The following is a 24,989-nucleotide window of genomic DNA, read 5'->3' on the forward strand; positions in this document are numbered from 1 at the left end:
GGAATCACCATGCCCCGCTACCCCAATCACTTACTGAGTGAAGGCCCTGTTAATCCGTTCCCAGGCATCAAGGTGTTGGAGCGCCGCATTGGCAAGGAGATCCCCCACCGGCTGGGCTCTAATGAAGGCCTGGACATGCCCCACCGCGCCCTGCGCGAGCACTTTGGCGATGCGCTGGCCGAACACGTTTACTGCTACGGCGATGCAGAAGCGCTCGGTGTTCGCCAACGCTTGAGTGCGCAGCAAGGTATTCCGCTGGAAACGCTGCTGGTGGATGCCGGTGCCGATAGCTTAATCGCCCTGGCGCTGCGCACCACCTGCGAACCTGGCGAGACCGTGGTAAGCACCGCAGGCACCTACCCTACCCTGGGCTATTTTGCCAAAGGCCAGGGCTGCCGCTTGGTGGAGCCCAGCTATTTTGAAGCGCCCGGCGTGCTGGCGCCTGATATGGAAGCCTTAGCAGCGGCGGCCCATCAGGAAAACGCCCGCTTGGTGTATCTGGCCAACCCGGACAACCCCAGCGGCCATTTACATAGCGATAGCGCCACCCTCAAGCTGCGTGAAGCGCTGCCCGATACCTGCTGGCTGTTGTTAGACGAGGCGTACGGAGACTTCCGCGACGACGCCAACAGCGAGTTCGCCGCTAAAGCCATACCGGGAGTGATTCGCCTGCGCACGCTCTCTAAAGCCCACGGCTTGGCGGGGCTGCGCATTGGCTACGCGATTGCCGACCCAGACGTACTGGCGATGATGATGAAGGTGCGGATTCACTACGCGGTATCGTCACTGACCCTGGCCGCCGCCGAAGTGGTGCTCGACCACCCTGACGAAGTGCACCAGCACGTCGCCGATGTAAAAGCCCGCCGTGAGCAATTGGCAGCGCACTTTCGCGCACTGGGTGCCGATGTGTTGCCCAGCGCCACCAACTTTATCGGCATTCGCCTACCCAGCGCCGACCTCGCTGCCGAGGTGCATCAGCAACTGCTCGCCAAAGGCGTGTTAGTCGCTCGACTCGCACACCCTGAGCTGGCCAATGTGATTCGTATTACCGCTGTGCAAGCCGCGTTGGAACCGGGGAGACTGGATGCTCTGGAACAGGCGATTAAAGAACACGCCTGATTAAATGAGTAAATCTGCTCAGTAGGTGCGTGGGCAGGTTGGAGCGAGGGTCTTTTTCCATGGCCGGAAAATGTTCCCGACAATTCCGGCATTTCCGCCATCCATGGCGGTCAGATGACAAAAGTAGCGCCCCGGGATGGGTTCACAGCGCCCTCGCGGAAACCTGCCCTCGCACCGGGGCATGCTGATTGCCCGCCACAATAGTCTTAAGGCGTTAACCAATGCCGAAAATCATCCAACTCACCCCGCACTGCCTGGCGATATAAGCCCTGCAGTTGAGCCGTCACGCTATCTGGGCTGATCGGCTCTTTGACAGGCGGCGCACCCGCACGGGTGCCGATATGGCGACCATCTAACTCCCTCAGCGGCAGTATCTCAGCGGCGGTGCCGGTTAAGAACGCCTCGTCGGCGGTGTAGAGCTCGTCGCGGGTCATCCGCCGCTCGCGAACCTCAATACCCAACACCTTTTGCGCCAGTTGAATCACGCTATCCCGGGTAATGCCTTGAAGGCATGAGGTCACTTCCGGGGTATGTAGCACACCATCGCGCAGCAAAAAGACATTCGCCGCCGAAGCCTCAGCCACATAGCCCTCTGGGTCGAGCATGATGGTTTCATCAAACCCGGCTTTGAGCGCCGTATTTAGCGCCAGTATCGAGTTCACGTAGTGGCCGTTAGTCTTTGCCCGACATAGGCTAATATTGACATGGTGGCGTGCCCAGGATGACGTTAGCGCACGCAGGCCATGGGTCGCGGCCTGGGGCGAAATATAAGGCCCTAAATCCCAAGCGGCCACCATGACATGGGTGGTTAATCCTTTAGCACGCAGCCCCATACCTTCCGCGCCGAAAAACACCGTGGGCTTTAGGTAGGCGCTGCTCAGGTTGTTTTTCGCCAGGCACTGGCGCTGGGCCTCTATCAGTTCCGCTTCGCTAAACGGCAGCGGCATATCCAGCGAATGGGCGCTCTCCGCCAACCGGCGGGTGTGCTCGGCAGCACGAAAAAGATGCGTGCCGCTGGGGCCTGCGTAGGCGCGTACGCCCTCGAAACAGCCCATGCCGTAGTGCAATGTATGGGACAACACATGCACCTTGGCGTCGCGCCACGCGCGCCACTCACCATCCTGCCAAATCCAGCCATCGCGATCATAAAGCGGTGTCATTGTTTGCGTTGCTCCCACTGTAGGCACCAGTCATCGATTAAGGCTTGCTGGTGCGGTTGCAGGGCCTGATAGCCCCAGGCGGCAATTTCATCGTTTTGCGGGTCGGTCACGCTAATCGCACTACCCGCCAGAGTTTGGATCACCGCGTGACCGCAGAGCGGCGCGTAGCCTTCCGAATAACCACCTTCGTGGATAAACACCAGCTTGCCACTACAGCAGCGCTCGGCCAGCGCTTTAAGCTGGGCAGTCATGGTGGCGAACGCCTGGCTATTGAGCAACATTTTGCCTAATGGATCTTTGGCACAGGCATCGTAACCACAGGCCACGACGATGAGTTCGGGGTTGAAGGTCTCCAGCGCGGGCAGCACCAGTTGTTCCATGGCGTAGGCATAGGCGCCCAGGCCACAGCCCGGCGGCAGCGGTAGATTAAGGTTGGCGCCCTTGCCTGCACCCTCGCCCGGCTCGTCAAAACCGCCGGTTTCCAGCGGATAGTTGGCCGCCTGATGAATCGAAATAGTCAACACATCCGGCTCGCCATAAAACGCCGCCTGCTGACCGTTGCCGTGATGAACGTCCCAATCGAGTATCGCCACGCGGTTCACCTGCCCCAAGGCGCGAGCGCGCATCACCGCGACGGGAATATTGCCCATCAGACAAAACCCACGGCCCTGGTCGGCTTCCGCATGGTGGCCTGGGGGGCGGCATAGAGCGTAGGCGTTGCTCACCTTTCCAAGCGCCACGGATTCAACGGCCGCGATGGCTAGCCCGGCGGATTGTGTGGCTGCCGCCCAACTGCCGGGCATGTAAGGCGCGCAGTCGCCGCCGTTGCCACCACGCGCGTTATCCCCCGTCTGCAGTTCATCCAGGTAACGCGGGGTGTGGAAACGCAGCAGGTCATCCAGCGTCGCTGCAGGTGGTTTAACCACACTCAGCTCATCAATCAGCCCGCTGACTTCGAGGATATTCTTCAGTCGCCGTTTGCTTTCAGGGCTTTCAGACGCTGCCTGGGGCTGTAAAAACTCACCGGGCGCGGAGAACACCCCAATCGCGCCCAGATCATGCCAGAAGCAGCGTTCGTGCCAATAAAAGCCGGTTATGCTCATGCCGTAAAGCCCTGCATAAAGGCGGTTAAGTTGGCACTTAGGTGCTCAGTGGGGTAGCCGCCTTCCTGAACAATCACCATCGGTAACGCAAGTGCCGCCAGGCGTTTGCCCACCTCAATAAACGCTTCGGTTTCCACCGTTAGTCCCGCTAGCGGGTCATCTTTATGGGCATCTAACCCCAGTGCCACCACCACGGCATCCGGCTCGTAGCGCTGGAGGTGGTCAATCAAAATCGCCAGGGCATCGAGATACACTTCCCCGTCGCTGCCTACCGGCAGGGGCAGATTGACATTAGTGCCCACGGCCTCCTCGCAGCCCTCTTCATCAGCACCGCCCCAAAAGAAGGGGTAGAAGTCACTAGGATCAGCGTGCAGTGAGCCCGTCCAGACATCGCTGCGTTTATAGAAAATATCCTGAGTGCCGTTGCCGTGGTGTAAGTCCACATCGATGATCGCCACTTTGGCGAAGCGCTCGCGCAGCACCGTGGCCGCCAGCGCCGAGTTATTCAGCAGGCAAAAGCCCCCGGCGCGCTCAGGCCCGGCATGGTGTCCCGGCGGGCGGCACAGTGCGTAGGCCGCTGGCGCGCCATTTAGCACCTCTTCGGCCGCTGCTTCGGCGCTGGCAGCAGAAGCCAGTGCACCTTGGAAGCTGGTGACGCTTAGCGGGCAGGCCATATCGTGCAAATGCCAACCCGCCTGGCCAATCGGGTGGCGCGGGTAGTGGTGACCGCCGCCGCAGGGGTGGATATTGGGAGCAACCACCTCCGCCGCATTGGGCAGTGCTTGCCAGCGGGCGTAAATGGTGTCCAGAAACGTCAGATAACGCGGCGTATGAATCTGCTCCAAACGCTTACGCAGCGTTGGCGAATCCGCCTCTTTGGGTGCTGTAAGGGTCAGCCCTGCGCTCGCCAAGCCTTGGGTAAGTAGCTCGGCACGCAGCGGGCCTTCCGGAGAGGGCGCAGGTTGGCCGCGCAGCAGAAAGGTCGGCGGCGCGTGGTATGCCTGATCTGGGTGGTAAAAGCATTTCATGATTGAGTATTGGCAGCCCGTTACAGTAGAGAAGGAATCCAGGTGGAGAGCGCTGGGAAGGCAGCCAGCAGCACAATCACCACCAAAAACGAGACGTAAAACGGCAGCGAGGCAATAATTGCCCGTTCATAGGGCACCTCGGCTATTCGCGCGGCGGTCATCAGCGTCATCCCCACCGGCGGGGTCACATTGGAGATATTCAGCACCACAATCATCAAGATAGCGAAGTGCAACGGGTCGAAACCCAACTGAATCATCGCGGGCACCAGCACCGGGGCAATCACCACCAGCGCGGGCAGCACATCCATCACCGTGCCAATCACTAAGAGTAGCAGGCAGACCAGCATCAACTGCACAAAAGCTGCGTCGCTAACGGTGGTGATCATGCTGGCTGCATCCCTGGCTATGCCTGAGCGGGTAACGAACCAGCCCAATACCGCAGACGTCGCCAGTAGAAAAAACACCACGCCGGAAAAACGCACCGTGGTGACAAGGGCATCCCAGATTTTGCGCCAGGTTAGGTTGCGGTAGAACACTACTCCAATCACGATGGCGTAAACCGCCGCAAAGCCCGAGGCTTCGGTAATCGTCGTCAGCCCCGAGAGTATCCCGCCAAGGATAATCAGCGGCACCACCATCGCGGGCAACGCAACTAAAAAGGCCAGGATCGCCGCTTTAAAGGGCGTCGGCGCTTCCTTGGGGTAATTGCGTTTCCAGGCCAAAAAGAAACTAACACCCAGTAGCGCCAGCGCCATCAACAAACCGGGGATAATACCGCCCGCGAACAAGTCAATCACCGAGATATCGCGCAGCAGCGTGGCGTAGACCACCATCACCACGCTAGGCGGAATAATCGGCCCAATAATTGATGAGCAGGCGGTCACCGCGGCGGCATACTCGGCATCGTAGCCCTGCTTTTTCATCTCGGGGATCATGATTTTGCCGATCGCAACGGTATCAGTGACTGCCGCGCCGGTCAGTCCGGCAAAAAACACCGAGACCGAGATATTCACATGGGAGAGCGAGCCGCGCACCCGGCCAAACAGCGCATTGTTGAACGCAATCAGCTTATGGGTCAGCCCACCCTGGTTCATGAGCTCGGCGGTGAAAATAAAGTAGGGAACGGCGATCAGCAGAAAACCCGACACGCCGGAGAACATACGGTCTGCAATGATGCCCAGCATGCGCTCGCCGCCTAGGGCGAAGCCACCGGCCAGTCCCGACATCGCCATCACCACCGCTACCGGCGCGCCAATAAACAGCAACAGCACGAATACCACAATGGCAGGTGTCATAAGCGGTGCTCCCCATCGGCGGTATCTATGAGCTCGTCAATCACATCGCGCTCATCCAGAAAGTGTTCTAGTAGCGCAAAGCCATGTACCAGGTGGAGCAGCATAATCACTCCGCTGATAGGCACGACGATGGCGGTGACCTTGCTGGGTATACGGATTTGATCAGAGACCATATAGACCTGGGTAGCGCTGGAGAAATAGCCCCAGCCGTACCAGGTCAGCATCAGCGCAAACAGGCCGATCACCGCCAAACACACCCCCGCCGCCACCTGCACGAAAACTCTTGGCAAGCTGCGCACCAGCAGCGTCATGGCAACATGCTCGCCGTAGCGCAGTGAAATGGTCATGGAGAGAAAGCCGATCCAGGGCAAAAACAGCCGCGCCAGCGAATACGTCCAGCTTAGCGTACTGCCGGTCATCAGCTTGTAGAGAAAGGCCGTAAACGAGATGCCAAGCATCGTCAGAATGCAGCCCACACATACCACAATGGCCACCTGATTGACGCTATCGCTCAAGCGGCGCAAAGGAGTTAAAACACCCATGGCTGTTCCTCACGCTGAGGCATGTGTACAGCCCCAGCGTTTATCTATCGCTTACCGTTATTGGCCTGTTTTTTTGGTACCAGCTTTATTGACTCCGAACTTATTGACCATAAATGCGGTAGTCGTCTTCGGCTAGCTGCTGGCCAACGCGCTCGACTTCGTCAAGTAGCCCCTGTACACGGGCTTCGTCCATGCCAAAGTCATCGACGATCCATGACTGCCAGGCGGGGCGGGCAATTTCCGCCATACGTTCACGCTCGGCGTCGGGCATCAAATAGCACTCTTCAAAGCGTTCGCAGGACTCCACCCAACTGGCCGTTGCTAAGGCGCCTGACATACCGTGGCTCAGTTGGATCGCTTCCCGCGCGGAGCTTACCAGCGCCTGCTGGTGCTCTTCAGGTAGCGACTGATACCACGATTCGCTAACTACCCAAGGGGCGCTGTTATACACATGCCCGGTAAGGGTGGTGTAGTCGGTGACCGCATCAAAGTTGAAGGTGGTATTGAGTACCGGCGCGTTAAACTGGCCATCGGCAAGACCGGTTTCCAGCGCGGTGATTAGCTCGCCCCAGGGCAGCGGTGTGGCGGAAGCACCTAGCGAACGCATAATCGCCACGTGGGCTGGGTTCTCTTCGGTGCGAATATTGAGTCCTTCCAAGTCTTCGACGGTTTTGATGAGTCGTACGTTATTGGTGAAAGCGACAAAGCCACCGCCATCGTCGAAGGTACCCAAATAGCGCATATCGGCGTCGTCTACGGTGCCGGACATAAAGTCGGCGAACCATTCGCTATCGAAGAAGCTCCACGCCTGACGCCAGTTGGTAAACAGGAACGGCGCCGTGACTACTTGGTAGTCTTGGTAAAACGACGACATCGCCCCGGCCGACATAATCGTCGACTGCAATGTACGCCCGCCCTGCACTTCAGAGCCGTTCTCCACTTCAGAGCCTAGCTGGCCACCGCCGAAGATCGTGACCTCAAGGTCACCGTCGGTGCGCGCTTCTACCAGGTTTTTGAAGTGCACCAGCGCCGGATAGATTTCGTTATTGCTCATATCTTCCGGCAGTTGAGTGGCGATCACCATCTCATAGGATTGTGCCTGGGCATTGGCACTTGCTATGGCCAGCGGCAGTGCTGCCAGCGCGGCGATAAGTAGTGATTTATTAGCGTTCATAACATACCTCGTTTTGGTTATTGGTCGGTCTTCGTTATGACTGGCGGTGCTACTCGGTAGCGATGTCGGTCTTGTTATTGTTTTGCGGGCAGTGATTCCCATACTTCTATCGCGGCGGCTAAATCTTCAAGCGACGCGCCTACCGATTTGAATAGCGTGATGTCCTCCGTTTTTGAACGCCCCGGCTTAGCGCCGGCTAACACCTCGGCAAGCTCCGCCTGGATCTGGTCAAACTGAAACTCACCTTCATCGATGGCTTGCAAAATGTCGCCCGCTTCGCCTTTGGCCCCGGCGTAGGTGTCCACAAACACCTCCGCGCGGCGCAGGCACAACGCATCGGTTTCGCGCATTTGCGGGCGAAACGCACCGATCAAATCCAAGTGCGTGCCTGGGGTGAGCCACTCGCCCTTGACCAGCGGCTGGGTCGAGAGCGTTACACAGCTGATGATGTCGGCCTCGGCGACTGCATCAGCGAGCTCTTCCACCGCCTGGGTTTCAAAGCGCTCGGCGTACTCGTCGGCAATTGCCGCCGCTTTGCTGGGATTACGTCCCCACACCAGTACCCGCTTGATGGGACGTACGCTGGCGTGGGCTTCAATCACCATGGGCGCCAGCTTGCCCGTACCCACCACCAGCAGCGTCTCTGCGTTTTTATTCGCCAAGGCTTGGGCGGCAAGCGCAGAGGCTGCCGCCGTACGACGCCGGGTTAACTCGCTGCCATCGATACAGGCTAGCGGCTGACCGTGCTCGCCTTCGCTGAGCAAGTAGAGCCCGGAGATCGCCGGAATCCCGTGGTCGGCGTTTTGCGGAAACACGTTGACCATTTTGACGCCGATATAACCCGCCGCTTCCCAGGCAGGCATCAGCAGCATGGTGGCCTCTCCATCCGGCCGGTGCATGGCGTGATGATGGCGCGGCGGAGACTCCACGCCATTCACGAACGTGTTATGTAGCCGTTTGATTAAGCCGTCCCACGCCAAGCAGCGCGAGACTTCTTCGCCAGAAACAACCCGCATATCAGGCCTCCGGCAGCGCGGCGATGACCATGATTTCCACTTTCCACTCGGGCTTGGCGAGCTGGGCTTCAAGCGCTGCACGCACGGGCGGGCGACCAGGCACCACCCAGGCATCCCAAGCGGCGTTCATTTGGTCAAACTCCGCCATGCTGGTGACCCAGATTTGCGCTGACAGCAGGTACTCTTTGGTTGTTCCTGCTTGGGCCAGCAGTTGATCAATGCGCGCCAGCACTTGTTCAGTTTGGCCACGCATATCCGCCGTGGCATCTGCAGGTACTTGGCCAGCCAGGTAAACGGTACCGTTGTGAATCGCCAATTGGCTCATCCGCGCATTGCTGTCTTGATAGGTAACGCCCATGGTGTTTCTCCTTGAAAGAAGCGCTTATGACATAAAGGCTTCTTCAGAGACTAGAGCGCTTATCGGCAAATTACTTGCCCGACACTGCGGCAAGTTTGCCCGTAAGTCATGCAGGCCGCTTTCAGAAGGAAACTAACGGCCAAAGGAGGCTAGCGGTCTGAGGAGGGAGAAATTTCGAAGTAACGCCGATAGGCACGGGAGAAACTGCCTTGGTCGCGAAAGCCGACCAGCATGGCAATATGCCCCAGACTGAGGGTGCTATGACGGACTAACGTACGCGCGTGCTCCAAGCGCCTGCGCTGCACATACGCCAGCGGCGTCACGCCGGTTAGCTCGCGAAAGCAGCTATGAAAGTGCCCGGGGCTCAAGGCACACAGAGACGCTAGCTGTTCTACGCGGATCTCATCGGCCAAGTGCTGGTCCAGCCAGACATCCAAACGCGCAAGGTCGAGACGGCCACTGATGAAGTGCTGACCCAACTGCCCAGCCACCGCTGGAGTGGCATCCTGCAGATACATGGTCAACGCGCGGAGCAACAGGATGGCTATTTCATTCTGCAATGCGGGGCACTGCTCAAGCTGATTGGCCAGGGCGTGGGTAAGCTGGTTTAACGCCGGCGGCACGCTGAAAAAGCGCGGTTTATCGAACAGGCGCTCAATGTCGCTGCCCTTCTCAAGCAAAGCTAACTGGGCCACGGGAATATCCAGCACTAACGTACGGTTGCTGCCATCGCCCTGGTACTCGTGATGGCGCGAGGAGGGAATCAGACAGCCACGGCGGGCGGTCACCCTTTCCCCCTGCCCTTCCATGGAGAGCTCTGTGACGCCGCAGGTGGCCAAAATCAGCTGGTGAAAATCGTGGGTATGGGCCACCTGCTCTTTGGCTAAGTTGCGGCTATGCAGCTCAAAAGGGGCCATGGTGAAATACCGTCTTTCGTCAAATGCGAGTCGTTCACTATAAAACGGCTAGGCGATCAAAAGCGAGGGGGTAGCCAACTGTGCGTTAACGCTCTGCCGGAGTGGCGCAATGCGGATGAAAAGCTGTCATCTACCAGTCATGGACTCGGGTTAGGGTGGCAATAAGCTGCCATAAGAGTTTAGACAACATGCCACAGCGTCGACGCCCCCCTCTCAACTCTCCGCTCAATGACCAGGAAGTCGCGGCGCTCACCCATTTAGCCAACGGCAATGCTCTCCACCTACAGCGCGAAGCTGACCGCGAGGCGCGGCTGGCATCTGCGTTGACGTTGTTTCACTCAACGGCTGAGACGCAGCCGGGAAGCATGAACATACTGATGATTTCGGATGTTTACTTTCCCCGCGTCAACGGCGTTTCCACCTCCATTGCCAGCTTTCGCGGCGCCCTTGAACGCCTGGGTCACTCGGTCACGCTGATCTGTCCCGACTACCCGTTGGGCCAAGTGGACGAGCCGGGAGTGCTGCGCATCCGCTCACACCGGGTACCCGGCGATCCGGAAGACCGCATGATGCGCTACCGCGATCTGCTCGCTCTGACACCGCAGTTGGCAGACAAGGCGTTTGATCTCATTCATGTCCACACGCCCTTTACCGCCCACTATGCTGGTGTTGCTCTGGGTCGTCGGCTCGGGCTTCCAGTCGTCGCGACCTACCACACGCTTTTTGAGGAGTATGTTCATCACTATATTCGCTGGCTTCCGCGACACTGGCTACGCCTGGCCGCACGGCGGCTGTCGGTACACCAGTGCCAACAGCTCAGCGCCTTAATAGCTCCCTCTCAAGCGATGCAGCAAGCGCTTAATCGCTACGGCGTGACCACGCCTACCACGGTAATTGCTACCGGCCTGGCGCTGGAGTCGTTCTGCCACACACAGGGAGCCCAGCATGAAAGCGACTTTCGGGCTCACTACGGGCTGTCCCAGGAAGCACGGCTGCTGCTCTATGTAGGCCGCGCCGCCTTTGAGAAGAACATCGACTTTCTGATCGATATGCTGCCCAAGGTATTAGCCGAACACCCTACCACCCGGCTGATTATCACCGGCGAAGGCCCGGCCCATGACTCGCTTGTTCGGCGTACTCAGGAGCTTGGCGTGACAGAGTCGGTGCTATTTCTCGGTTATCTCGACCGCAACGGCCCACTACAAGCCGCCTACCGCGCCGCCGACGTTTTCGTCTTTGCGTCACGCACGGAAACCCAGGGACTGGTACTGCTGGAAGCAATGGCACTCGGCACGCCGGTGGTCTCCACCGCCACGATGGGCACGCTGGATGTATTAAAAGAACGAGAAGGCTGCCTAATCGCCGAGGAGAATCATGACGACTTCGCCACTAAGATTAACCGCCTGCTAAGTGATGAAGCTCTGCGCCAGCAGCTCGCCGAGCGCGCCCAAAGCTATGCTGCGAGTTGGCACGAAGACGCCAAGAGAGAAGAGCTGGTTGCTCTTTATCGAAAAGTTGGCTGCGGAGTGTTTGGTTAGTGTTAGAAAGTGACCGCCGGAATCGCTGCTGACACTTTGTGGACACATTCAGACATTCCGGAAAGAAAAACTCAAACCGCAGGCACAAAAAAAGGCGCCTAAGCGCCTGATTTTAAATATGGTGCCGGTAGCCAGACTCGAACTGGCACACCCGTAAAGGCGGCGGATTTTGAATCCGCTGCGTCTACCAATTCCGCCATACCGGCAATGCGTGCGTAGTATACGTAAATTTCGAGGTAGGTCAATCACATTGACTGACTTTATCCATCCAAAGCGCTATCCTATGCCGCCTGTTTGAACAACGTTAAGAGCCATTACCCATGCAGCGCGCGGATTTTCATTACGAACTACCCGACGAGTTAATTGCTCGCTACCCTTCTGAGCAGCGTAGCGACTGCCGTTTGCTGTGCGTGGATGGCCAGAGCGGTGCGCTTGAGCATCGCCGTTTTCCTGATTTGCTTGAGCTTTTGGAGCCAGGCGACCTGCTGGTGTTTAACGACACCCGGGTGATTCCGGCGCGCCTGCATGGCCACAAAGCCAGCGGAGGCAAGGTGGAGATGCTGCTTGAGCGCCCGCTGGATGCCCACCGTGGCTTGGCGCATATTCGTTCGAGCAAATCGCCGAAGCCCGGCACCGAGCTGATTTTCGAAGGTGACATTCACGCCATTGTGGAAGGTCGCCGGGATGCGCTGTTCGAGCTGCACTTTCTGGGCGATACGCCAATGATCGCGCTACTGGAAAAGCACGGCCATATGCCGCTGCCGCCGTATATTACCCGCGAAGACGAGTTGAGCGACCGTGAGCGCTACCAAACCGTATATGCGCGTCGGGATGGTGCCGTGGCAGCGCCTACCGCCGGGCTGCATTTTGATCAGCCGCTGCTGGATGCGCTGGCCGATAAAGGCATTAATCGCGCCTTTGTGACCCTGCATGTGGGCGCAGGCACCTTTCAGCCGGTGCGCGTCGACAACATCCTTGAACACCATATGCACAGCGAGTGGATTGAAGTGACCGAAGAGACCTGCCAGCAGGTGCGCGATACGCTGGCCGCGGGCAAGCGCGTAGTGGCGGTGGGCACCACCAGCGTGCGCTGTCTGGAAAGCGCCTGCATGAAGAGCAGCGATGGGCAGATTGCAGCCTATAGCGGCGATACCGATATCTTCATCTACCCCGGTTATCAGTGGCGCTGTGTGGATGCTTTAATTACCAACTTCCATCTACCTGAATCGACGCTATTGATGCTGGTCTCCTCCTTTGTGGGCTATGACACCATCATGCACGCTTACCAGCGGGCGGTGGCCGAGCGCTATGCGTTCTTCAGCTATGGCGATGCCATGCTGCTGACCCGCTAGCCCTCTGCCTTCTACAACAGTTGCGCCAGACGAACGAGTTTAACGAGTTACTTTATATGCGAAACGAATGCTTTATGCGCTTTGAGCGCTTGGCCGACGATGGCCGCGCCCGCCGTGGCCGCCTTCACTTCCCCCGCGGCACGGTGGAAACGCCTGCGTTTATGCCAGTGGGCACCTACGGCACGGTGAAAGGCATGACGCCGGATTCCGTCAAAGAGATTGGCGCTGAAATCATCCTGGGAAACACCTTTCATTTGTGGCTGCGCCCCGGCACAGAGGTCATCGAAGCCCACGGCGACCTGCACGACTTTGCCCAGTGGGATAAACCGATACTCACCGACTCCGGCGGCTTTCAGGTCTTTTCTCTGGGTGAGACGCGCAAGATCACTGAGCAGGGCGTGCACTTCCGCTCGCCGGTGGATGGCAGCAAAGTGTTTATGGGCCCGGAAGAGTCCATGGCAGTGCAGCGCTCGCTGGGCTCCGACGTGGTGATGATCTTTGACGAGTGCACCCCCTACCCGGCCACCTTTGACGAAGCAGAGAAATCCATGGAGCTGTCGCTGCGCTGGGCCAAACGCTCCCGCAATGCCCACGGCGACTCACCTTCCGCGCTGTTCGGCATTATTCAGGGCGGCATGCACCCGGAGCTGCGCGAGCGCTCGCTCAAAGGGCTGTTGGAAATCGGCTTTGATGGTCTCGCGATTGGTGGGCTTTCGGTGGGCGAGCCTAAAGAAGAGATGATCAAGGTGCTCGATTACCTGCCCACCTGGATGCCGGATGACAAGCCGCGCTACTTAATGGGCGTTGGAAAACCCGAAGACTTGGTGGAAGGCGTGCGCCGCGGGGTGGATATGTTTGATTGCGTGATGCCTACCCGGAACGCCCGTAACGGCCATCTGTTCACCTCAGAAGGCACGGTTAAAATTCGCAACGCCAAGCACCGGTTTGATACCGGCCCGCTCGAAGAGGGCTGTGATTGCCATACCTGTCAGCACTTCTCGCGGGGCTATCTACACCATTTAGACCGCTGCAATGAAATGCTTGGCTCAATGCTTAACACCATCCACAACTTACGCTACTACCAGCGTGTAATGGCTGATTTGCGCGCGGCAATTGAAGCGGGTACATTGACCGCCTTTGTGGAAGGCTTTTATGCACGGCGCGGCTTGCCGGTGCCGCCGCTAAGCCAACCCTAGCGAATTAATCGCCACGTGCCCTGGCGCGTGGTTTAAACTGTTTGACCACGCTTATTCTAAGCCTTACTAAAACTAAGCTTTTTAACTCAGGAGTTCTCTGCAATGCTGGATTTCTTCATCTCACCAGCCCATGCCCAAGAAGCCGCCGCTGGCGGTGGTATTGCGCAAATCGTCATGCTGGTCGGCTTCGTGCTGATTTTCTACTTCCTGTTATGGCGCCCCCAGGCCAAACGCGCCAAGCAGCACAAGCAGTTGGTGACCAACTTGGACAAAGGCGATGAAATCGTCATTGGCGGCGGTTTGGTGGGCCGTATCACTAAGGTGAGCGACGAATTCCTGACCATCGAAATCTCCGAAGGCACCGAAGTTAACGTGCAGAAGAACGCCGTTGCCGCCGTACTGCCTAAAGGCACCATCAAGTCCATCTAAACTTTGTAACTCCCCTGCCGACCAGTGCCAGCCACCCCGGCAGGGGTGACATGGTATAAATGATGGTGAACTTTGCTGTGTACGGCGTGTCCGTGCACAGCATTCCGTTTGTAATTGAAGGCAGGGCTTGCATGCTCAACCGTTACCCCCTGTGGAAGTATCTACTGATACTGGTCGTCCTGGTGGTTGGCCTTATCTACTCGCTTCCCAATCTATTCCCCGCAGATCCCGCTATCCAAATTAGCAGCGCCCAAGGCGACTCGCTGGATGAGCGTCAGATAGACCGTGTTGAAACCGCACTCAGCGAAAACGGTATCGCGATCAAAGCGCTCGAAGAAGAGAACGGACAGTGGCTCATTCGCTTGCGCCACGACGATGATCAACTCCCCGCACGCGACATTGCCGCTGACCTGTTGGACGGTGAAGCAACGGTAGCGCTGAACCTCGCCGAAGCCACCCCCGAATGGCTACAGGCGTTCTCCGCCTCGCCCATGACACTGGGCCTTGATTTACGCGGCGGTGTGCACTTCATGCTCGAAGTGGATATGGACGCCGCGCTTACCCAGCGTATGGAGGTTAACGCCAGCGCCATGCGTGAGCTGCTACGCAGTGAGCGGATCCGCTACCGCAATACCGATGTCGAAGAACGCTCGCTGTCGATTGATTTTGCCAGCACTGAAGACCGCGATACAGCGCGGCGCCTGATCAGCCGTGACTTCCCTGACTTTGAATACAGCAGCGAGGGCGATGGTCGCTCCTCCACGCTGGTGATGACGCTTAGCGATCAATCGGTCAACGAAATTCAGGACTACGCGATCAACCAGAACCTGACCACCCTGCGCAATCGTGTCAACGAACTGGGTGTGGCTGAGCCCATGGTGCAGCGCCAAGGCCCCAACCAGATCGTCGTAGAGCTGCCGGGCATCCAGGATACCGTCGCAGCTAAACGCATTGTCGGTGCGACAGCGAATCTGGAATTCCGCCTGGAAGCACGTAATGACACTCCGGACAACGAAACGGAAACCCTGACATTTCGTAATGAGCCATCGCGCTCTGCTGAGCTAATGCGCGATGTGATTATTACCGGTGACAGCGTTTCCAGTGCCAGCAACAGCTTTGACGAAAATGGTCGCCCGCAGGTCAATATCGATCTGGATGGCACCGGCGGCACGCTGATGAACCGTGCCACGCGCACCAATATCGGCCGCAATATGGCGGTGCTGTTTATTGAGCATAAAAGCGAAGACACGGTGGTCACCGACCCGGAAACGGGCGAAGAGACCATTGAGCGCGAGCCCTACGTTGAGCGCGGCCTGATTAGCCTGGCGACGATTCAAAGCGCGCTAGGCAACAGTTTCCGAATCACTGGCCTGGACTCACCCACGGAAGCCGCTGAACTGGCGCTGCTGCTGCGTTCGGGCTCCCTTGCGGCACCCATCTACTTCGTGCAAGAACGCACCATTGGGCCAAGCCTGGGTGCTGAAAACATTGAGCGTGGTTTGCTATCAGTCCAGATCGGCCTACTGCTGGTCGTGCTGTTTATGCTGGTGCGCTACAAGGTATTTGGGGTGTTCGCCAACATTGCACTGGCGCTGAACTTAACGCTGCTGGTCGCCGTAATGTCGATGCTGGGTGCAACGCTGACGCTACCCGGAATTGCCGGTATCGTGCTGACGCTGGGCATGGCGGTGGATGCCAACGTGCTGATTTTCGAGCGAATACGCGAAGAGCTACGCAACGGCATGTCGGTTCAGCAGGCGATTCAGGCGGGCTATGAACGCGCCTTCACCTCCATCGTCGACGCCAACATCACTACGCTGCTGGTCGCCGTTATCCTGTTCTCGATTGGTACCGGCCCCGTCAAAGGGTTTGCCGTTACGCTCTCTATCGGCATTTTGACGTCACTGTTCACCGCGCTAATGGTGACTCGCGCCATGGTCAACTTGGCCTATGGCAGCAAACCCGTCAAAAAGCTATGGATTTGAAGAACATGGATTTGAAGAGCATGGATTTGAAGAGCATGGATCTAAACCACGTGCTTAGCCCAGAACTTAAGAGGTGGTAATGAAACCCCTATCACACCTGCAAATCGACTTTATGGGGCGGCGCAAACTTGCCTATATCGTCTCCGCTGCGATGCTAATAGTGTCGATTGCTGCCATCATATTTCAACAGCTTAACTTCGGGCTGGATTTTACTGGCGGCACACTGATTGAGGTACGCTACGGCGCAGCGCCCTCTCTGGATGCTATTCGTGTTCTGCTTGAAGACAGCGGCTTCCAAGATGTCTCCGTGCAAACCTTTGGGGCATCCACTGAAGTATTGATTCGTCTTCAGCAGGCGTTTGACGCCGATGTGGGTGGCGAGGTCGTAAACCTACTGCGTTCCAGTGGCGCTAGCGTGGACCTTGTGCGCTCTGAATTTGTTGGCTCCCAGGTAGGTGACCAACTACGCGACCAAAGCGGACTTGGCCTGCTGGTGGCCCTGGGCGTGGTGATGCTTTACGTCGCCTTCCGCTTTCAGTACAAGTTTGCGATTGGAGCGTTGCTTGCTTTGATGCACGATGTAATCATCGTGGTGGGTATTTTTGCGCTGTTTCAGCTCGACTTCGACCTCACCGTGCTGGCGGCTATCCTGGCGGTAATCGGCTACTCGCTGAACGATACCATCGTGGTTTACGATCGCGTCCGCGAAGCCATCCGCACTTCGCGGATCGACGACATGCCGCAGATCTTCAACGAAGCAATTAACGCCACGCTATCGCGCACGCTGGCAACGTCGGGCACTACCGTACTGGTACTGCTCGCGCTGCTGCTGCTTGGCGGGGATATGATCGAGAACTTCGCCATTGCGCTACTGGTTGGCATTGTGGTGGGTACGTTCTCGTCTATCTATATTGCCGCGGCGCTGTTGCTACCGCTGAAACTGTCGCGTGAAGACTTGATCCCCACCAAGAAAGAGCTCGACGAAGAAGAGGAAGAGCTGCCTTAACGGCGCCTCTGCTTAACAAACTTCTTCTGCCCACAAAAAAGCCCCTGCTGGTTTCCCAGCAGGGGCATTTTTTATTCGCCGCCGTAGAGAGCTGACATGTAGGCGACTTAATTGGCGCCGTTCAGAAGTGTGGCGTTAGCTGCTTGGTCAACGCTTTATAAAGACGCGGCCCAGCAGCCATTAATTGGCCTTCTACTTTCACTGCAGGCTGGCCATCTGGCGTTCCCATCAATGCACCTGCCTCTTTCAGGAACAGTGTTCCCACCTGCATATCTTGCTCTTCAAGACCCAGCACGAACGCACTGTCGACGCGGCCACAGGCCAGTTCACATAGATCCAGCAGCCCACAACCAGTGGCCAGCAAGGTTTCTACCTGGGGGGCAAGTTGCTGGGAGACGGTCAAATAAGCGGGTAGATGACGCGTGCGCAGCCACGCTTCCGGTAGACTCATGGCCAAACGCGTACCGCTGATAGCCGTCGGTTTGCTAACGCGCATGCGCTTGTCGTTGTGCTGAGCGCCACGGCCGCGGCTAGCGATATATTCGTCGTCGGCGAACGGACAGACAATCACCGCGTGCTCGGGACGACCTTTGATAAGACACACCACTGAGAGTGCAAAGCCCTTACCGGCCACGGCTAAATTGGAATAGCCGTGCATCGGTTCAATCTTCCAAACGATATCCACGCCTTCCCCTTCTCCCGAGCGATGAGGGGTAAAGCGACCGGTAACGCCGTGCTGGGGATAACCGCGTTCCAACTGTTGAACAATCGTCGCTTCGGCCTTGCGCGCCGTCTCATCGAGCAGGCGGTCAAGGTTAAATTCATCGTGGGCGTTTTCAATACGTTCGCGTACACGCAGGAAGTGCTCAACAGCGCTGCGCGCTGCGCGCAACGTAAATTGGACCATCGGATTCATGGTTGGGCCTTGTCACAGTGATGTTAAAGAACGTGAAGCTAATGATAGGTTGGCGCAATATCCGCCTTTGGCGCGCAATTCTAGCAGACCGCTCTCGGGCATGCCATCGACTCATGCTAGACTGCGCATTTTACGCCTATTTACCGAGCACTATTTCAGAGCACTATTTCAAAGTACTATTTCAAAGTACTATTTCACCGGGCCCTATCATGCTTGAACGCATTCGCATTGTTTTAATCGGCACCAGCCATCCTGGCAACATCGGCGGCGTGGCACGCGCCATGCACAATATGGGCTTAGCTGATTTGGCCCTTGTCGCTCCCCGCTGCGAGGCGATTACCCAGGACAGCATTTCCCGTGCCTCCGGCGCAGACCACCTGCTTCATCAAGCCAATGTCCACGCTACATTGGAAGACGCAGTGGCGGACTGCACCCTGGCGGTGGGTGCCAGTGCGCGCTCGCGCACCCTGCCTTGGCCGATGCTCTCGCCCAGGGAGTTGGCCGACCGCCTGCCCGCCGAGTGCCAGACTGCCGAGTCCCGCGTGGCGCTGGTATTCGGGCGCGAAGACAGCGGCCTGACCAACGCCGAGCTGCAGCGCTGCCACGCCCATGTGCATATACCCACCAATGCCGACTTTAGCTCGCTCAATTTGGCTGCGGCGGTGCAAGTACTCGCCTACGAGTGTCGCATGGCCTGGTTAAGCCAAGCTGACGCACCCGCAGTCGAAACTAATGCTGACGATGATCTGGCCACCCATGCTGAGCTTGAGCGCTATTTTGAACACTTGGAGCGCACGCTGATTGGCATCGATTTTCACGACCCGGATCAGCCGCGGCAACTAATGGCGAGACTGCGCCGCCTCTACCTGCGCGCCCGCCCGGAGCGTATGGAAATGAATATTCTGCGCGGAATTCTGTCGGCCACCGAGAAGGCGGCGAACACCAAGCCACCCAAGCCGTAAGCAATGAGAGCAGCAGCGTTAAACTTGAAGTTGACGCTGCACGCCCCAACTTCGCTATTCTTAACGTGATTCCACTATTGATACTTTAAGAATCAGTGATATTTCAGTCCTGATATTTCAATAGCCAGACGCCGCCCTTTAACGCCAAGGAACACCTCATGTTTCAACGTCTACGTGAAGACATCAACAGCGTATTTGACCGCGACCCGGCCGCACGTAATTTCCTTGAGGTGCTGACCAACTACCCCGGCCTGCACGCCCTACTGCTGCATCGCTGCGGCCACTGGCTGTGGAAAAAAAACCTCAAATGGCTGGCGCGGACGCTATCGACGTTTTCACGCTGGCTGACCGGGATAGAAATTCATCCAGGTGCCACCATTGGGCGTCGGTTTTTTATCGATCACGGCATGGGCGTGGTGATTGGCGAAACGGCGCTGGTCGGCAATAACGTGACGCTCTACCAAGGAGTCACCCTGGGCGGCACCAGCTGGAGCAAAGGCAAGCGCCACCCGACCCTGGGCGATGGCGTTATTGTTGGTGCGGGCGCTAAAATTTTAGGGCCCTTTACGGTCGGTGCCGGAGCCAAAATCGGCTCCAACGCGGTGGTAACAAAAGAAGTACCACCGAGAGCTACCGTTGTCGGCATTCCCGGCAAAATTGTTAAACGCGCCGACCCCGATGTGGAAGAAGCGCTGGACGTCGATCCGGCCCGCCGTGAAGCTATCTGCCAGAAATTTGGCTTTGATGCCTATGGCGTCAGCCAGGATATGCCCGACCCAGTAGCCCGCTCAATGCAGGCGATGCTCGATCATATGCACGCAGTGGATGAGCGCATCGAGCGCATGTGCTCGACCCTGCGCAAGCTGGATGACAACTACCGTGATGGCCAGCTTCCGGCGCTGCGTGATGAAGATTTTGCCGATATTCTGGACGAAAACGATATCGGTTGCTCCGGTGTTGGCAAGCACTCGGTAGAGGCGTTGGCCAGTGAGCAAGAAACGCCGCCACCGCGTAATGGTTGACCAAAGCACTCAGGTTTTCCCATAATGGCGCTACATTTGCCGTCAGTACGCTGAGCGTTCAGCGTCGAGGGGCTTGCCATGCGCTTGACCACTAAAGGCCGTTACGCCGTTACCGCCATGCTCGATCTAGCCTTGCATGCCCACAACGGCCCAACCAGCCTGAGCGATATCTCCCAGCGCCAGGAGATATCGCTCTCCTATTTAGAGCAACTTTTCGCTCGCCTGCGTCGTGCAGGCTTGGTCGATAGCGTGCGTGGCCCCGGCGGCGGGTATCTGCTCTCACAGCCACCGGATGAAATAAGCGTTTCCAAGGTGATCGACGCGGTGAATGAAAGCGTCGATGCCACGCGCTGCCAGGGTCTTTCCGATTGTCAGCAGGGCGACATCTGCCTAACACACCATTTATGGTGCGAGCTTTCCGTACAGATTCGCCACTTTTTTGACGATATGACGTTAGCACAACTGATGCTGCGTCCTGATGTCATACGTATTGCATCGCGACAGAAACAGCGCGCCGAGGCGGGTATTCTCGCTTCTTCACAATGATGAATTAAACCTGATTGATAACTGCCGGAACGTGACAATGACCACACCCACGCTGCCCATCTACTTGGATTACGCTGCTACCAACCCAGTGGATGCCCGTGTGGTTGAGGTTATGCAGCGCTACCTGACAGTTGATCAGTTGTTCGCCAATCCGGCTTCGCGCAGCCATATGCTGGGCTGGCAGGCAGAGCAAGTCATTGAGCAAGCCCGTCGCCAAGTGGCCGACGCGATTGGTGCCGACCCGAGAGAGATTGTCTGGACCAGCGGCGCGACAGAGGCTGATAACCTAGCGCTGATTGGCTTTATGCGCGCCAACCGCGAGCGCGGTTTGCACTTAGTCACCTCGACCATTGAGCACAAAGCGGTGGTAGATACCGCCCTTGCGCTGGAAAAAGAGGGCTTTGAGGTCACTTGGCTCAAGCCTGACCGGGATGGCTGCATTCAACCTGAGCAGCTACGCGCGGTAATGCGCGACGATACTGCGCTTGTTTCGCTTATGGCGGTTAACAACGAGCTGGGCAGCATCAACGATATCGCGGCTCTGGCGGAAATTGTCCATGAGTTTGGCGCGGCCTTCCATACCGATGCTGCCCAGGCGGTGGGGCGTATTCCGTTAGACGTCGTAGCCCAGCAGATTGATCTGATGTCGCTATCCGGCCATAAAACCTACGGTCCCAAAGGCGTAGGGGCGCTGTATGTGAAGCGCCATCCGGATATACGCGTTGAGGCACTGATCCACGGGGGCGGCCACGAACGGGGCATGCGTTCGGGCACCTTACCAACGCATCAAATTGCCGGCATGGGCGAAGCCTTCACAATAGTGCACCAGCAGCATGCCGACGATATCGCCCATATTACCCATCTACAGCAGCGCTTTTTGCGCGGACTTGAAGGTGTCGAGGGCGTTTTTGCCAACACGCCGCTAGACAACGCTGTACCTAACATTCTCAACCTGGCGTTTGAGGGCGTCGACGGCGAATCGCTGCTAATGGCACTGCGCGATGTGGCGGTGTCCACCGGCTCGGCGTGCAACTCGGCCAGCGTCGACCCGTCTTACGTGCTGCTGGGTATCGGCACGCCACGCTCGCTGGCTCTTTCGTCGCTGCGCTTTAGCTTCGGGCGCTTTACCACTAGCGCCGAGATTGATCATGCGCTAACGCTCATACGCCATGCGGTGAGCGGTTTACGTACACCGCCACGCAAAGCGGCTGACACTTTTTAAGGAGGACGCCTCATGGCAACACTTAATATTACCCCGGCTGCCGCACAACAGATTCGCCACGTACTTGACGAGCGCGGTCAAGGACTTGGCTTACGCGTTTCAGTTAAGCCCAGCGGCTGTTCTGGCTACAGCTACGTGCTCGATTTTGCCGATACCGTTAGCGAAGAAGAGGTGCATTTTGAGGCACACGGGGCCAGCGTTTATGTCGCCCCCGATGCGGTCGAAATGCTCAACGGCAGCGAAGTGGATTACGTTAGCGAAGGGTTAAACCGCTTTTTCCGCTTCAACAATCCTAACGTTAAAGATGAGTGCGGCTGTGGCGAAAGCTTTACCGTCTAACCTTTACCCGTCAGCTTCCATCACCGGTATTCATCCCCCGGCTTAAGCGCTATAATCGCGCCCCTAGATATCCAACATCAGGCAGCCGGGGTAGCTCAAACACTACCCTAAGCCGAATTATTCTCTGGGCCGCCATGGCTTTCTGTGGCGGCAATTTTTGCTTAACCTTTTTATGAAGGAATTCATCAACATGGCTACCGAACGCACTCTTTCTATTATCAAGCCCGATGCAGTTGCTAAAAATGCTATCGGCGAGATCATCGCTCGCTTTGAAAATGCTGGCTTAAACGTCGTTGCTGCCAAAATGGTTCATCTCTCTGAAGAGAAAGCTGGCGGCTTCTACGCAGAACACAAAGAGCGCCCGTTCTTTAAAGATCTGGTCGGTTTCATGACCTCTGGCCCGGTCGTTGTTCAAGTGCTGGAAGGTGAAGGCGCGATTGCTAAAAACCGTGATCTAATGGGTGCAACAAACCCAAAAGAAGCGGCCCCCGGCACCATTCGCGCCGATTTTGCGGAAACAATCGACGCTAACGCTGTCCATGGTTCTGATTCTCCGGAAAGCGCTGAGCGCGAAATTAGCTACTTCTTTGGCAACGACGAAATCTGCCCGCGCTAAGCTGTTACGTTAGCGCTGCCGTCTCAACATCAGTTGCCGGCCATTTTGCGGGGGCTCTGCCCCCGCCCCTTTCTATAACGCTGATCGCCATGACCACCAATGTAGCCCAACATACGCCTGTCCCACGCACTGGCGCCGCTAGCTCAGACACTACCAGCACGCCTGCCACAAAAGCGTTGCCTGAGCGTCAAAATTTGCTTGGCATGTCCCGCGAGCAGATGGAAGCTTTCTTCTTGTCGATCGGCGAGAAAAAGTTTCGCGCTGCGCAGCTAATGAAGTGGATTCACCAGGAAGGCAGCGATGATTTTGCTGCCATGACGAATCTCTCCAAAGCGCTGCGGGAAAAACTGGCACGGCTGGCCGAAATTCGTGGCCCGGCGGTGGTTTACGAGGGCACTTCCAGCGACGGCACACGTAAGTGGGTGCTTGAGGTGGAAGACGGCAGTTATGTAGAAACGGTGTTGATTCCAGCCGAGAACGGTAAGCGCCGCACACTGTGCGTCTCATCCCAGGTCGGCTGCTCGCTGGACTGTAGTTTTTGTTCCACCGGCAAGCAGGGTTTTCAGCGTAACTTGACCGCCGCCGAAATTATCGGCCAGGTCTGGGTTGCGCAGCGCAGCGTTGGCCCGCGGCGAGATACGGCGAACCGCCCGGTGACCAACGTGGTGATGATGGGCATGGGCGAACCACTGCTCAACTTCGATAACGTGGTGCCCGCCATGAAGCTGATGCTCGACGACAATGGCTACGGCCTGTCCAAGCGCCGGGTAACGCTGTCGACCTCTGGCGTGGTGCCGATGATCGACAAGCTCGGCGACGAAATGGACGTTAGTCTGGCGATTTCGCTGCATGCGTCGACGGACGAATTGCGCAATGAGCTGGTGCCCATCAACCGCAAATATAATATTCGCGCGCTGCTGGACGCCTGCCATCGCTACCTTGCCAAGTGCCCGGATAATCGTCAGGTCACCATTGAGTACACGCTGATCAAAGACGTCAACGATCAGCAGGAGCACGCCGAGCAGCTTGCCGCACTACTTAAAGAACTGCCGTGTAAGATCAACCTGATTCCGTTTAACCCGTTCCCCAACTCGGGGTACGAAAAGCCCTCGCGTAACCAAGTGATGCGCTTCCAGCAGTGGCTATACGACTTGGGCTACAATGCGACGGTGAGAACTACCCGCGGCGAAGATATTGATGCCGCCTGCGGTCAGCTCGTGGGTCGAGTAAAGGATCGCACCAAACGCAGCGCGCGTTACATCCAGTCGGTGCAGCTTGATGCGGACTAGGTGATGGCTAGAAAACCGTGCTTATCTTGACTTCCGCTTAGCACGGCGCTTTGATGGTCACGGCTTTTATTTGCATTGCCGAATTAGCCGTTGGACGTTTTCAACTAGAGGATTTACATGATCGCTCACCGCAGGCGCCAACACCCCTCACGGGTGCCCGTGCTAACCGTGCTTATCGGTAGCCTGTGGCTAGCCGGCTGTGCCTCGTCCAACTCTCTCTCACCGCAGAGCAACCCCGCGGCGGCAGACGCCTATACCCAGCTTGGCGTCGCCTATCTGGAGCGCGACAATCTACCCCGTGCACTCAACGCGTTGGACCGGGCGCTGGAAATAGCCCCGCGCTATGCAGAGGCCCTGCAAGCTCTGGCGCTGGTTTACCAACGCCAAGGCGAAAGTGCGCTTGCCAACGACTATTTTCAACAGGCAGTGGACGCCGAACCTGACTACACTCGTGCCCGCAATAACTATGCGGCGTTCTTATACAGTCAGGGCCAGTTCAACGCCGCCTGTGAGCAGTTAGAAACCGCATCAGAAGATGCCCAGTACGCCAACCGTGCCCAGCTATTTACTAATTTAGGGCAGTGTTACCTGGCGCTGGAAGAATTTGATAAATCGCGCGCTCGCTTGGAGCGTGCGCAAAGTATCGATCCGCGTAATCCACGCGGTTATTTAATGTTAGCCGAACTCGAATATTCGCAGGGCAATTACCCTCAGGCCTGGGCACCGCTGCAAACGTATTTGCAACTCGCCGAGCCCAACCAAGCGGCATTGGAAATGGCGGTCGATATCGCCCAAGCGCGCGGCGAGCATAGTGACGCCGCCGACTACCAGCGCCTGCTTGGCAATGACTGATTGATTA

Annotated in this window: 25 protein-coding genes and 1 tRNA gene; 15 read left to right on the forward strand and 11 right to left on the reverse strand. The window is 57.3% G+C overall.

Annotation, left to right across the window (positions count from 1 at the left end; all coding sequences use genetic code 11):
• Positions 1-9 precede the first annotated feature (9 nt).
• The gene (locus QT230_RS05200; protein WP_308320525.1) at positions 10-1,119 is read left to right on the forward strand and encodes a histidinol-phosphate transaminase; all 1,110 of its coding nucleotides are present in this window, start codon (positions 10-12) and stop codon (positions 1,117-1,119) included.
• A gap of 206 nt (positions 1,120-1,325) precedes the next feature.
• Here QT230_RS05200 and QT230_RS05205 read toward each other — a convergent pair whose 3' ends face one another.
• The 9 genes from QT230_RS05205 to QT230_RS05245 all read right to left on the reverse strand — a co-directional run bounded on the left by QT230_RS05205 (position 1,326) and on the right by QT230_RS05245 (position 9,712).
• Positions 1,326-2,279 carry a branched-chain amino acid transaminase gene (locus tag QT230_RS05205; RefSeq protein ID WP_308320526.1) on the reverse strand — a complete coding sequence of 318 codons (954 nt, stop codon included), beginning with the start codon at positions 2,277-2,279 and terminating at the stop codon, positions 1,326-1,328.
• Positions 2,276-3,382: a class II histone deacetylase gene (locus QT230_RS05210; protein ID WP_308320527.1), complete on the reverse strand. Its 1,107-nt coding sequence runs from the start codon at positions 3,380-3,382 to the stop codon at positions 2,276-2,278. Before QT230_RS05210 ends, QT230_RS05205 begins: the two co-directional genes overlap by 4 nt.
• Positions 3,379-4,410 (reverse strand): histone deacetylase family protein, encoded by a 1,032-nt coding sequence (locus QT230_RS05215; protein WP_308320528.1) that lies wholly within the window; start codon positions 4,408-4,410, stop codon positions 3,379-3,381. The genes QT230_RS05210 and QT230_RS05215 overlap by 4 nt, the downstream gene beginning before the upstream one ends.
• A gap of 20 nt (positions 4,411-4,430) precedes the next feature.
• The gene (locus tag QT230_RS05220; protein ID WP_064235852.1) at positions 4,431-5,705 is read right to left on the reverse strand and encodes a TRAP transporter large permease; all 1,275 of its coding nucleotides are present in this window, start codon (positions 5,703-5,705) and stop codon (positions 4,431-4,433) included.
• Positions 5,702-6,247: a TRAP transporter small permease gene (locus QT230_RS05225; RefSeq protein ID WP_308320529.1), complete on the reverse strand. Its 546-nt coding sequence runs from the start codon at positions 6,245-6,247 to the stop codon at positions 5,702-5,704. Before QT230_RS05225 ends, QT230_RS05220 begins: the two co-directional genes overlap by 4 nt.
• 100 nt (positions 6,248-6,347) lie before the next feature.
• Positions 6,348-7,421: a TRAP transporter substrate-binding protein DctP gene (gene dctP / locus QT230_RS05230; protein WP_308320530.1), complete on the reverse strand. Its 1,074-nt coding sequence runs from the start codon at positions 7,419-7,421 to the stop codon at positions 6,348-6,350.
• A 74-nt stretch (positions 7,422-7,495) separates the two neighbouring features.
• On the reverse strand, positions 7,496-8,437 hold the full coding sequence (locus tag QT230_RS05235; protein ID WP_308320531.1) for an ornithine cyclodeaminase family protein: 942 nt from the start codon (positions 8,435-8,437) through the stop codon (positions 7,496-7,498).
• Position 8,438: 1 nt separating this feature from the next.
• Complete coding sequence (locus tag QT230_RS05240) at positions 8,439-8,795, reverse strand: RidA family protein (RefSeq protein ID WP_308320532.1); 357 nt, start codon at positions 8,793-8,795, stop codon at positions 8,439-8,441.
• Positions 8,796-8,944: 149 nt separating this feature from the next.
• Positions 8,945-9,712 (reverse strand): AraC family transcriptional regulator, encoded by a 768-nt coding sequence (locus QT230_RS05245; RefSeq protein ID WP_308320533.1) that lies wholly within the window; start codon positions 9,710-9,712, stop codon positions 8,945-8,947.
• 188 nt (positions 9,713-9,900) lie between these two features.
• Between QT230_RS05245 and QT230_RS05250 the strand changes: the two genes are divergently transcribed.
• Entirely contained in the window at positions 9,901-11,250 is a 1,350-nt protein-coding gene (locus QT230_RS05250; RefSeq protein ID WP_308320534.1) for a glycosyltransferase, read from the forward strand.
• A 119-nt stretch (positions 11,251-11,369) separates the two neighbouring features.
• On the opposite strand, the gene QT230_RS05255 is transcribed toward QT230_RS05250, so the two are convergent.
• Positions 11,370-11,456, reverse strand: a tRNA-Leu gene (locus QT230_RS05255).
• A 114-nt stretch (positions 11,457-11,570) separates the two neighbouring features.
• Between QT230_RS05255 and queA the strand changes: the two genes are divergently transcribed.
• From queA to secF, 5 genes are all read left to right on the forward strand, one after another.
• Positions 11,571-12,602: a tRNA preQ1(34) S-adenosylmethionine ribosyltransferase-isomerase QueA gene (queA, locus tag QT230_RS05260; RefSeq protein WP_308320535.1), complete on the forward strand. Its 1,032-nt coding sequence runs from the start codon at positions 11,571-11,573 to the stop codon at positions 12,600-12,602.
• A gap of 56 nt (positions 12,603-12,658) precedes the next feature.
• Entirely contained in the window at positions 12,659-13,798 is a 1,140-nt protein-coding gene (tgt, locus tag QT230_RS05265; RefSeq protein WP_308320536.1) for a tRNA guanosine(34) transglycosylase Tgt, read from the forward strand.
• A 102-nt stretch (positions 13,799-13,900) separates the two neighbouring features.
• Complete coding sequence (gene yajC / locus QT230_RS05270; RefSeq protein WP_007111584.1) at positions 13,901-14,227, forward strand: preprotein translocase subunit YajC; 327 nt, start codon at positions 13,901-13,903, stop codon at positions 14,225-14,227.
• Between the two features lie 131 nt (positions 14,228-14,358).
• On the forward strand, positions 14,359-16,212 hold the full coding sequence (gene secD / locus QT230_RS05275) for a protein translocase subunit SecD (protein WP_308320537.1): 1,854 nt from the start codon (positions 14,359-14,361) through the stop codon (positions 16,210-16,212).
• A 79-nt stretch (positions 16,213-16,291) separates the two neighbouring features.
• Positions 16,292-17,218, forward strand: a complete 927-nt coding sequence (secF, locus tag QT230_RS05280; RefSeq protein ID WP_308320538.1) for a protein translocase subunit SecF — start codon at positions 16,292-16,294, stop codon at positions 17,216-17,218.
• 121 nt (positions 17,219-17,339) lie between these two features.
• Here secF and QT230_RS05285 read toward each other — a convergent pair whose 3' ends face one another.
• A complete protein-coding gene (locus QT230_RS05285; RefSeq protein WP_308320539.1) occupies positions 17,340-18,134 on the reverse strand; it encodes an inositol monophosphatase family protein in 795 nt (264 codons plus the stop codon).
• A 209-nt stretch (positions 18,135-18,343) separates the two neighbouring features.
• On the opposite strand from QT230_RS05285, the gene trmJ reads away from it, so the two are divergent.
• The 8 genes from trmJ to pilW all read left to right on the forward strand — a co-directional run bounded on the left by trmJ (position 18,344) and on the right by pilW (position 24,982).
• Positions 18,344-19,096, forward strand: a complete 753-nt coding sequence (gene trmJ, locus QT230_RS05290) for a tRNA (cytosine(32)/uridine(32)-2'-O)-methyltransferase TrmJ (protein WP_308320540.1) — start codon at positions 18,344-18,346, stop codon at positions 19,094-19,096.
• A 158-nt stretch (positions 19,097-19,254) separates the two neighbouring features.
• Positions 19,255-20,118 (forward strand): serine O-acetyltransferase, encoded by an 864-nt coding sequence (gene cysE, locus QT230_RS05295; RefSeq protein ID WP_308320541.1) that lies wholly within the window; start codon positions 19,255-19,257, stop codon positions 20,116-20,118.
• 78 nt (positions 20,119-20,196) lie between these two features.
• Entirely contained in the window at positions 20,197-20,664 is a 468-nt protein-coding gene (locus QT230_RS05300; RefSeq protein ID WP_308320542.1) for a Fe-S cluster assembly transcription factor, read from the forward strand.
• A gap of 37 nt (positions 20,665-20,701) precedes the next feature.
• On the forward strand, positions 20,702-21,886 hold the full coding sequence (locus tag QT230_RS05305) for an aminotransferase class V-fold PLP-dependent enzyme (protein WP_308320543.1): 1,185 nt from the start codon (positions 20,702-20,704) through the stop codon (positions 21,884-21,886).
• Positions 21,887-21,898: 12 nt separating this feature from the next.
• Positions 21,899-22,225 (forward strand): iron-sulfur cluster assembly accessory protein, encoded by a 327-nt coding sequence (locus tag QT230_RS05310; protein ID WP_308320544.1) that lies wholly within the window; start codon positions 21,899-21,901, stop codon positions 22,223-22,225.
• 190 nt (positions 22,226-22,415) lie between these two features.
• Positions 22,416-22,841: a nucleoside-diphosphate kinase gene (gene ndk, locus QT230_RS05315; protein WP_308320776.1), complete on the forward strand. Its 426-nt coding sequence runs from the start codon at positions 22,416-22,418 to the stop codon at positions 22,839-22,841.
• An 89-nt stretch (positions 22,842-22,930) separates the two neighbouring features.
• Complete coding sequence (gene rlmN, locus QT230_RS05320) at positions 22,931-24,130, forward strand: 23S rRNA (adenine(2503)-C(2))-methyltransferase RlmN (protein ID WP_308320545.1); 1,200 nt, start codon at positions 22,931-22,933, stop codon at positions 24,128-24,130.
• 117 nt (positions 24,131-24,247) lie between these two features.
• Positions 24,248-24,982: a type IV pilus biogenesis/stability protein PilW gene (gene pilW / locus QT230_RS05325; protein ID WP_308320546.1), complete on the forward strand. Its 735-nt coding sequence runs from the start codon at positions 24,248-24,250 to the stop codon at positions 24,980-24,982.
• Positions 24,983-24,989: the final 7 nt, after the last annotated feature.

Origin of the sequence: Halomonas sp. SpR8 (assembly GCF_031010195.1) — a bacterium.
GTDB lineage: Bacteria > Pseudomonadota > Gammaproteobacteria > Pseudomonadales > Halomonadaceae > Vreelandella.

Excerpts from the sequence above, each read along its gene's own strand:
- QT230_RS05200 (WP_308320525.1), top strand. The coding sequence starts at position 10 with ATGCCCCGCTACCCCAATCACTTACTGAGTGAAGGCCCTGTTAATCCG.
- QT230_RS05205 (WP_308320526.1), bottom strand. The coding sequence starts at position 2,279 with ATGACACCGCTTTATGATCGCGATGGCTGGATTTGGCAGGATGGTGAG.
- QT230_RS05210 (WP_308320527.1), bottom strand. The coding sequence starts at position 3,382 with ATGAGCATAACCGGCTTTTATTGGCACGAACGCTGCTTCTGGCATGAT.
- QT230_RS05215 (WP_308320528.1), bottom strand. The coding sequence starts at position 4,410 with ATGAAATGCTTTTACCACCCAGATCAGGCATACCACGCGCCGCCGACC.
- QT230_RS05220 (WP_064235852.1), bottom strand. The coding sequence starts at position 5,705 with ATGACACCTGCCATTGTGGTATTCGTGCTGTTGCTGTTTATTGGCGCG.
- QT230_RS05225 (WP_308320529.1), bottom strand. The coding sequence starts at position 6,247 with ATGGGTGTTTTAACTCCTTTGCGCCGCTTGAGCGATAGCGTCAATCAG.
- dctP (WP_308320530.1), bottom strand. The coding sequence starts at position 7,421 with ATGAACGCTAATAAATCACTACTTATCGCCGCGCTGGCAGCACTGCCG.
- QT230_RS05235 (WP_308320531.1), bottom strand. The coding sequence starts at position 8,437 with ATGCGGGTTGTTTCTGGCGAAGAAGTCTCGCGCTGCTTGGCGTGGGAC.
- QT230_RS05240 (WP_308320532.1), bottom strand. The coding sequence starts at position 8,795 with ATGGGCGTTACCTATCAAGACAGCAATGCGCGGATGAGCCAATTGGCG.
- QT230_RS05245 (WP_308320533.1), bottom strand. The coding sequence starts at position 9,712 with ATGGCCCCTTTTGAGCTGCATAGCCGCAACTTAGCCAAAGAGCAGGTG.
- QT230_RS05250 (WP_308320534.1), top strand. The coding sequence starts at position 9,901 with ATGCCACAGCGTCGACGCCCCCCTCTCAACTCTCCGCTCAATGACCAG.
- queA (WP_308320535.1), top strand. The coding sequence starts at position 11,571 with ATGCAGCGCGCGGATTTTCATTACGAACTACCCGACGAGTTAATTGCT.
- tgt (WP_308320536.1), top strand. The coding sequence starts at position 12,659 with ATGCGAAACGAATGCTTTATGCGCTTTGAGCGCTTGGCCGACGATGGC.
- yajC (WP_007111584.1), top strand. The coding sequence starts at position 13,901 with ATGCTGGATTTCTTCATCTCACCAGCCCATGCCCAAGAAGCCGCCGCT.
- secD (WP_308320537.1), top strand. The coding sequence starts at position 14,359 with ATGCTCAACCGTTACCCCCTGTGGAAGTATCTACTGATACTGGTCGTC.
- secF (WP_308320538.1), top strand. The coding sequence starts at position 16,292 with ATGAAACCCCTATCACACCTGCAAATCGACTTTATGGGGCGGCGCAAA.
- QT230_RS05285 (WP_308320539.1), bottom strand. The coding sequence starts at position 18,134 with ATGAATCCGATGGTCCAATTTACGTTGCGCGCAGCGCGCAGCGCTGTT.
- trmJ (WP_308320540.1), top strand. The coding sequence starts at position 18,344 with ATGCTTGAACGCATTCGCATTGTTTTAATCGGCACCAGCCATCCTGGC.
- cysE (WP_308320541.1), top strand. The coding sequence starts at position 19,255 with ATGTTTCAACGTCTACGTGAAGACATCAACAGCGTATTTGACCGCGAC.
- QT230_RS05300 (WP_308320542.1), top strand. The coding sequence starts at position 20,197 with ATGCGCTTGACCACTAAAGGCCGTTACGCCGTTACCGCCATGCTCGAT.
- QT230_RS05305 (WP_308320543.1), top strand. The coding sequence starts at position 20,702 with ATGACCACACCCACGCTGCCCATCTACTTGGATTACGCTGCTACCAAC.
- QT230_RS05310 (WP_308320544.1), top strand. The coding sequence starts at position 21,899 with ATGGCAACACTTAATATTACCCCGGCTGCCGCACAACAGATTCGCCAC.
- ndk (WP_308320776.1), top strand. The coding sequence starts at position 22,416 with ATGGCTACCGAACGCACTCTTTCTATTATCAAGCCCGATGCAGTTGCT.
- rlmN (WP_308320545.1), top strand. The coding sequence starts at position 22,931 with ATGACCACCAATGTAGCCCAACATACGCCTGTCCCACGCACTGGCGCC.
- pilW (WP_308320546.1), top strand. The coding sequence starts at position 24,248 with ATGATCGCTCACCGCAGGCGCCAACACCCCTCACGGGTGCCCGTGCTA.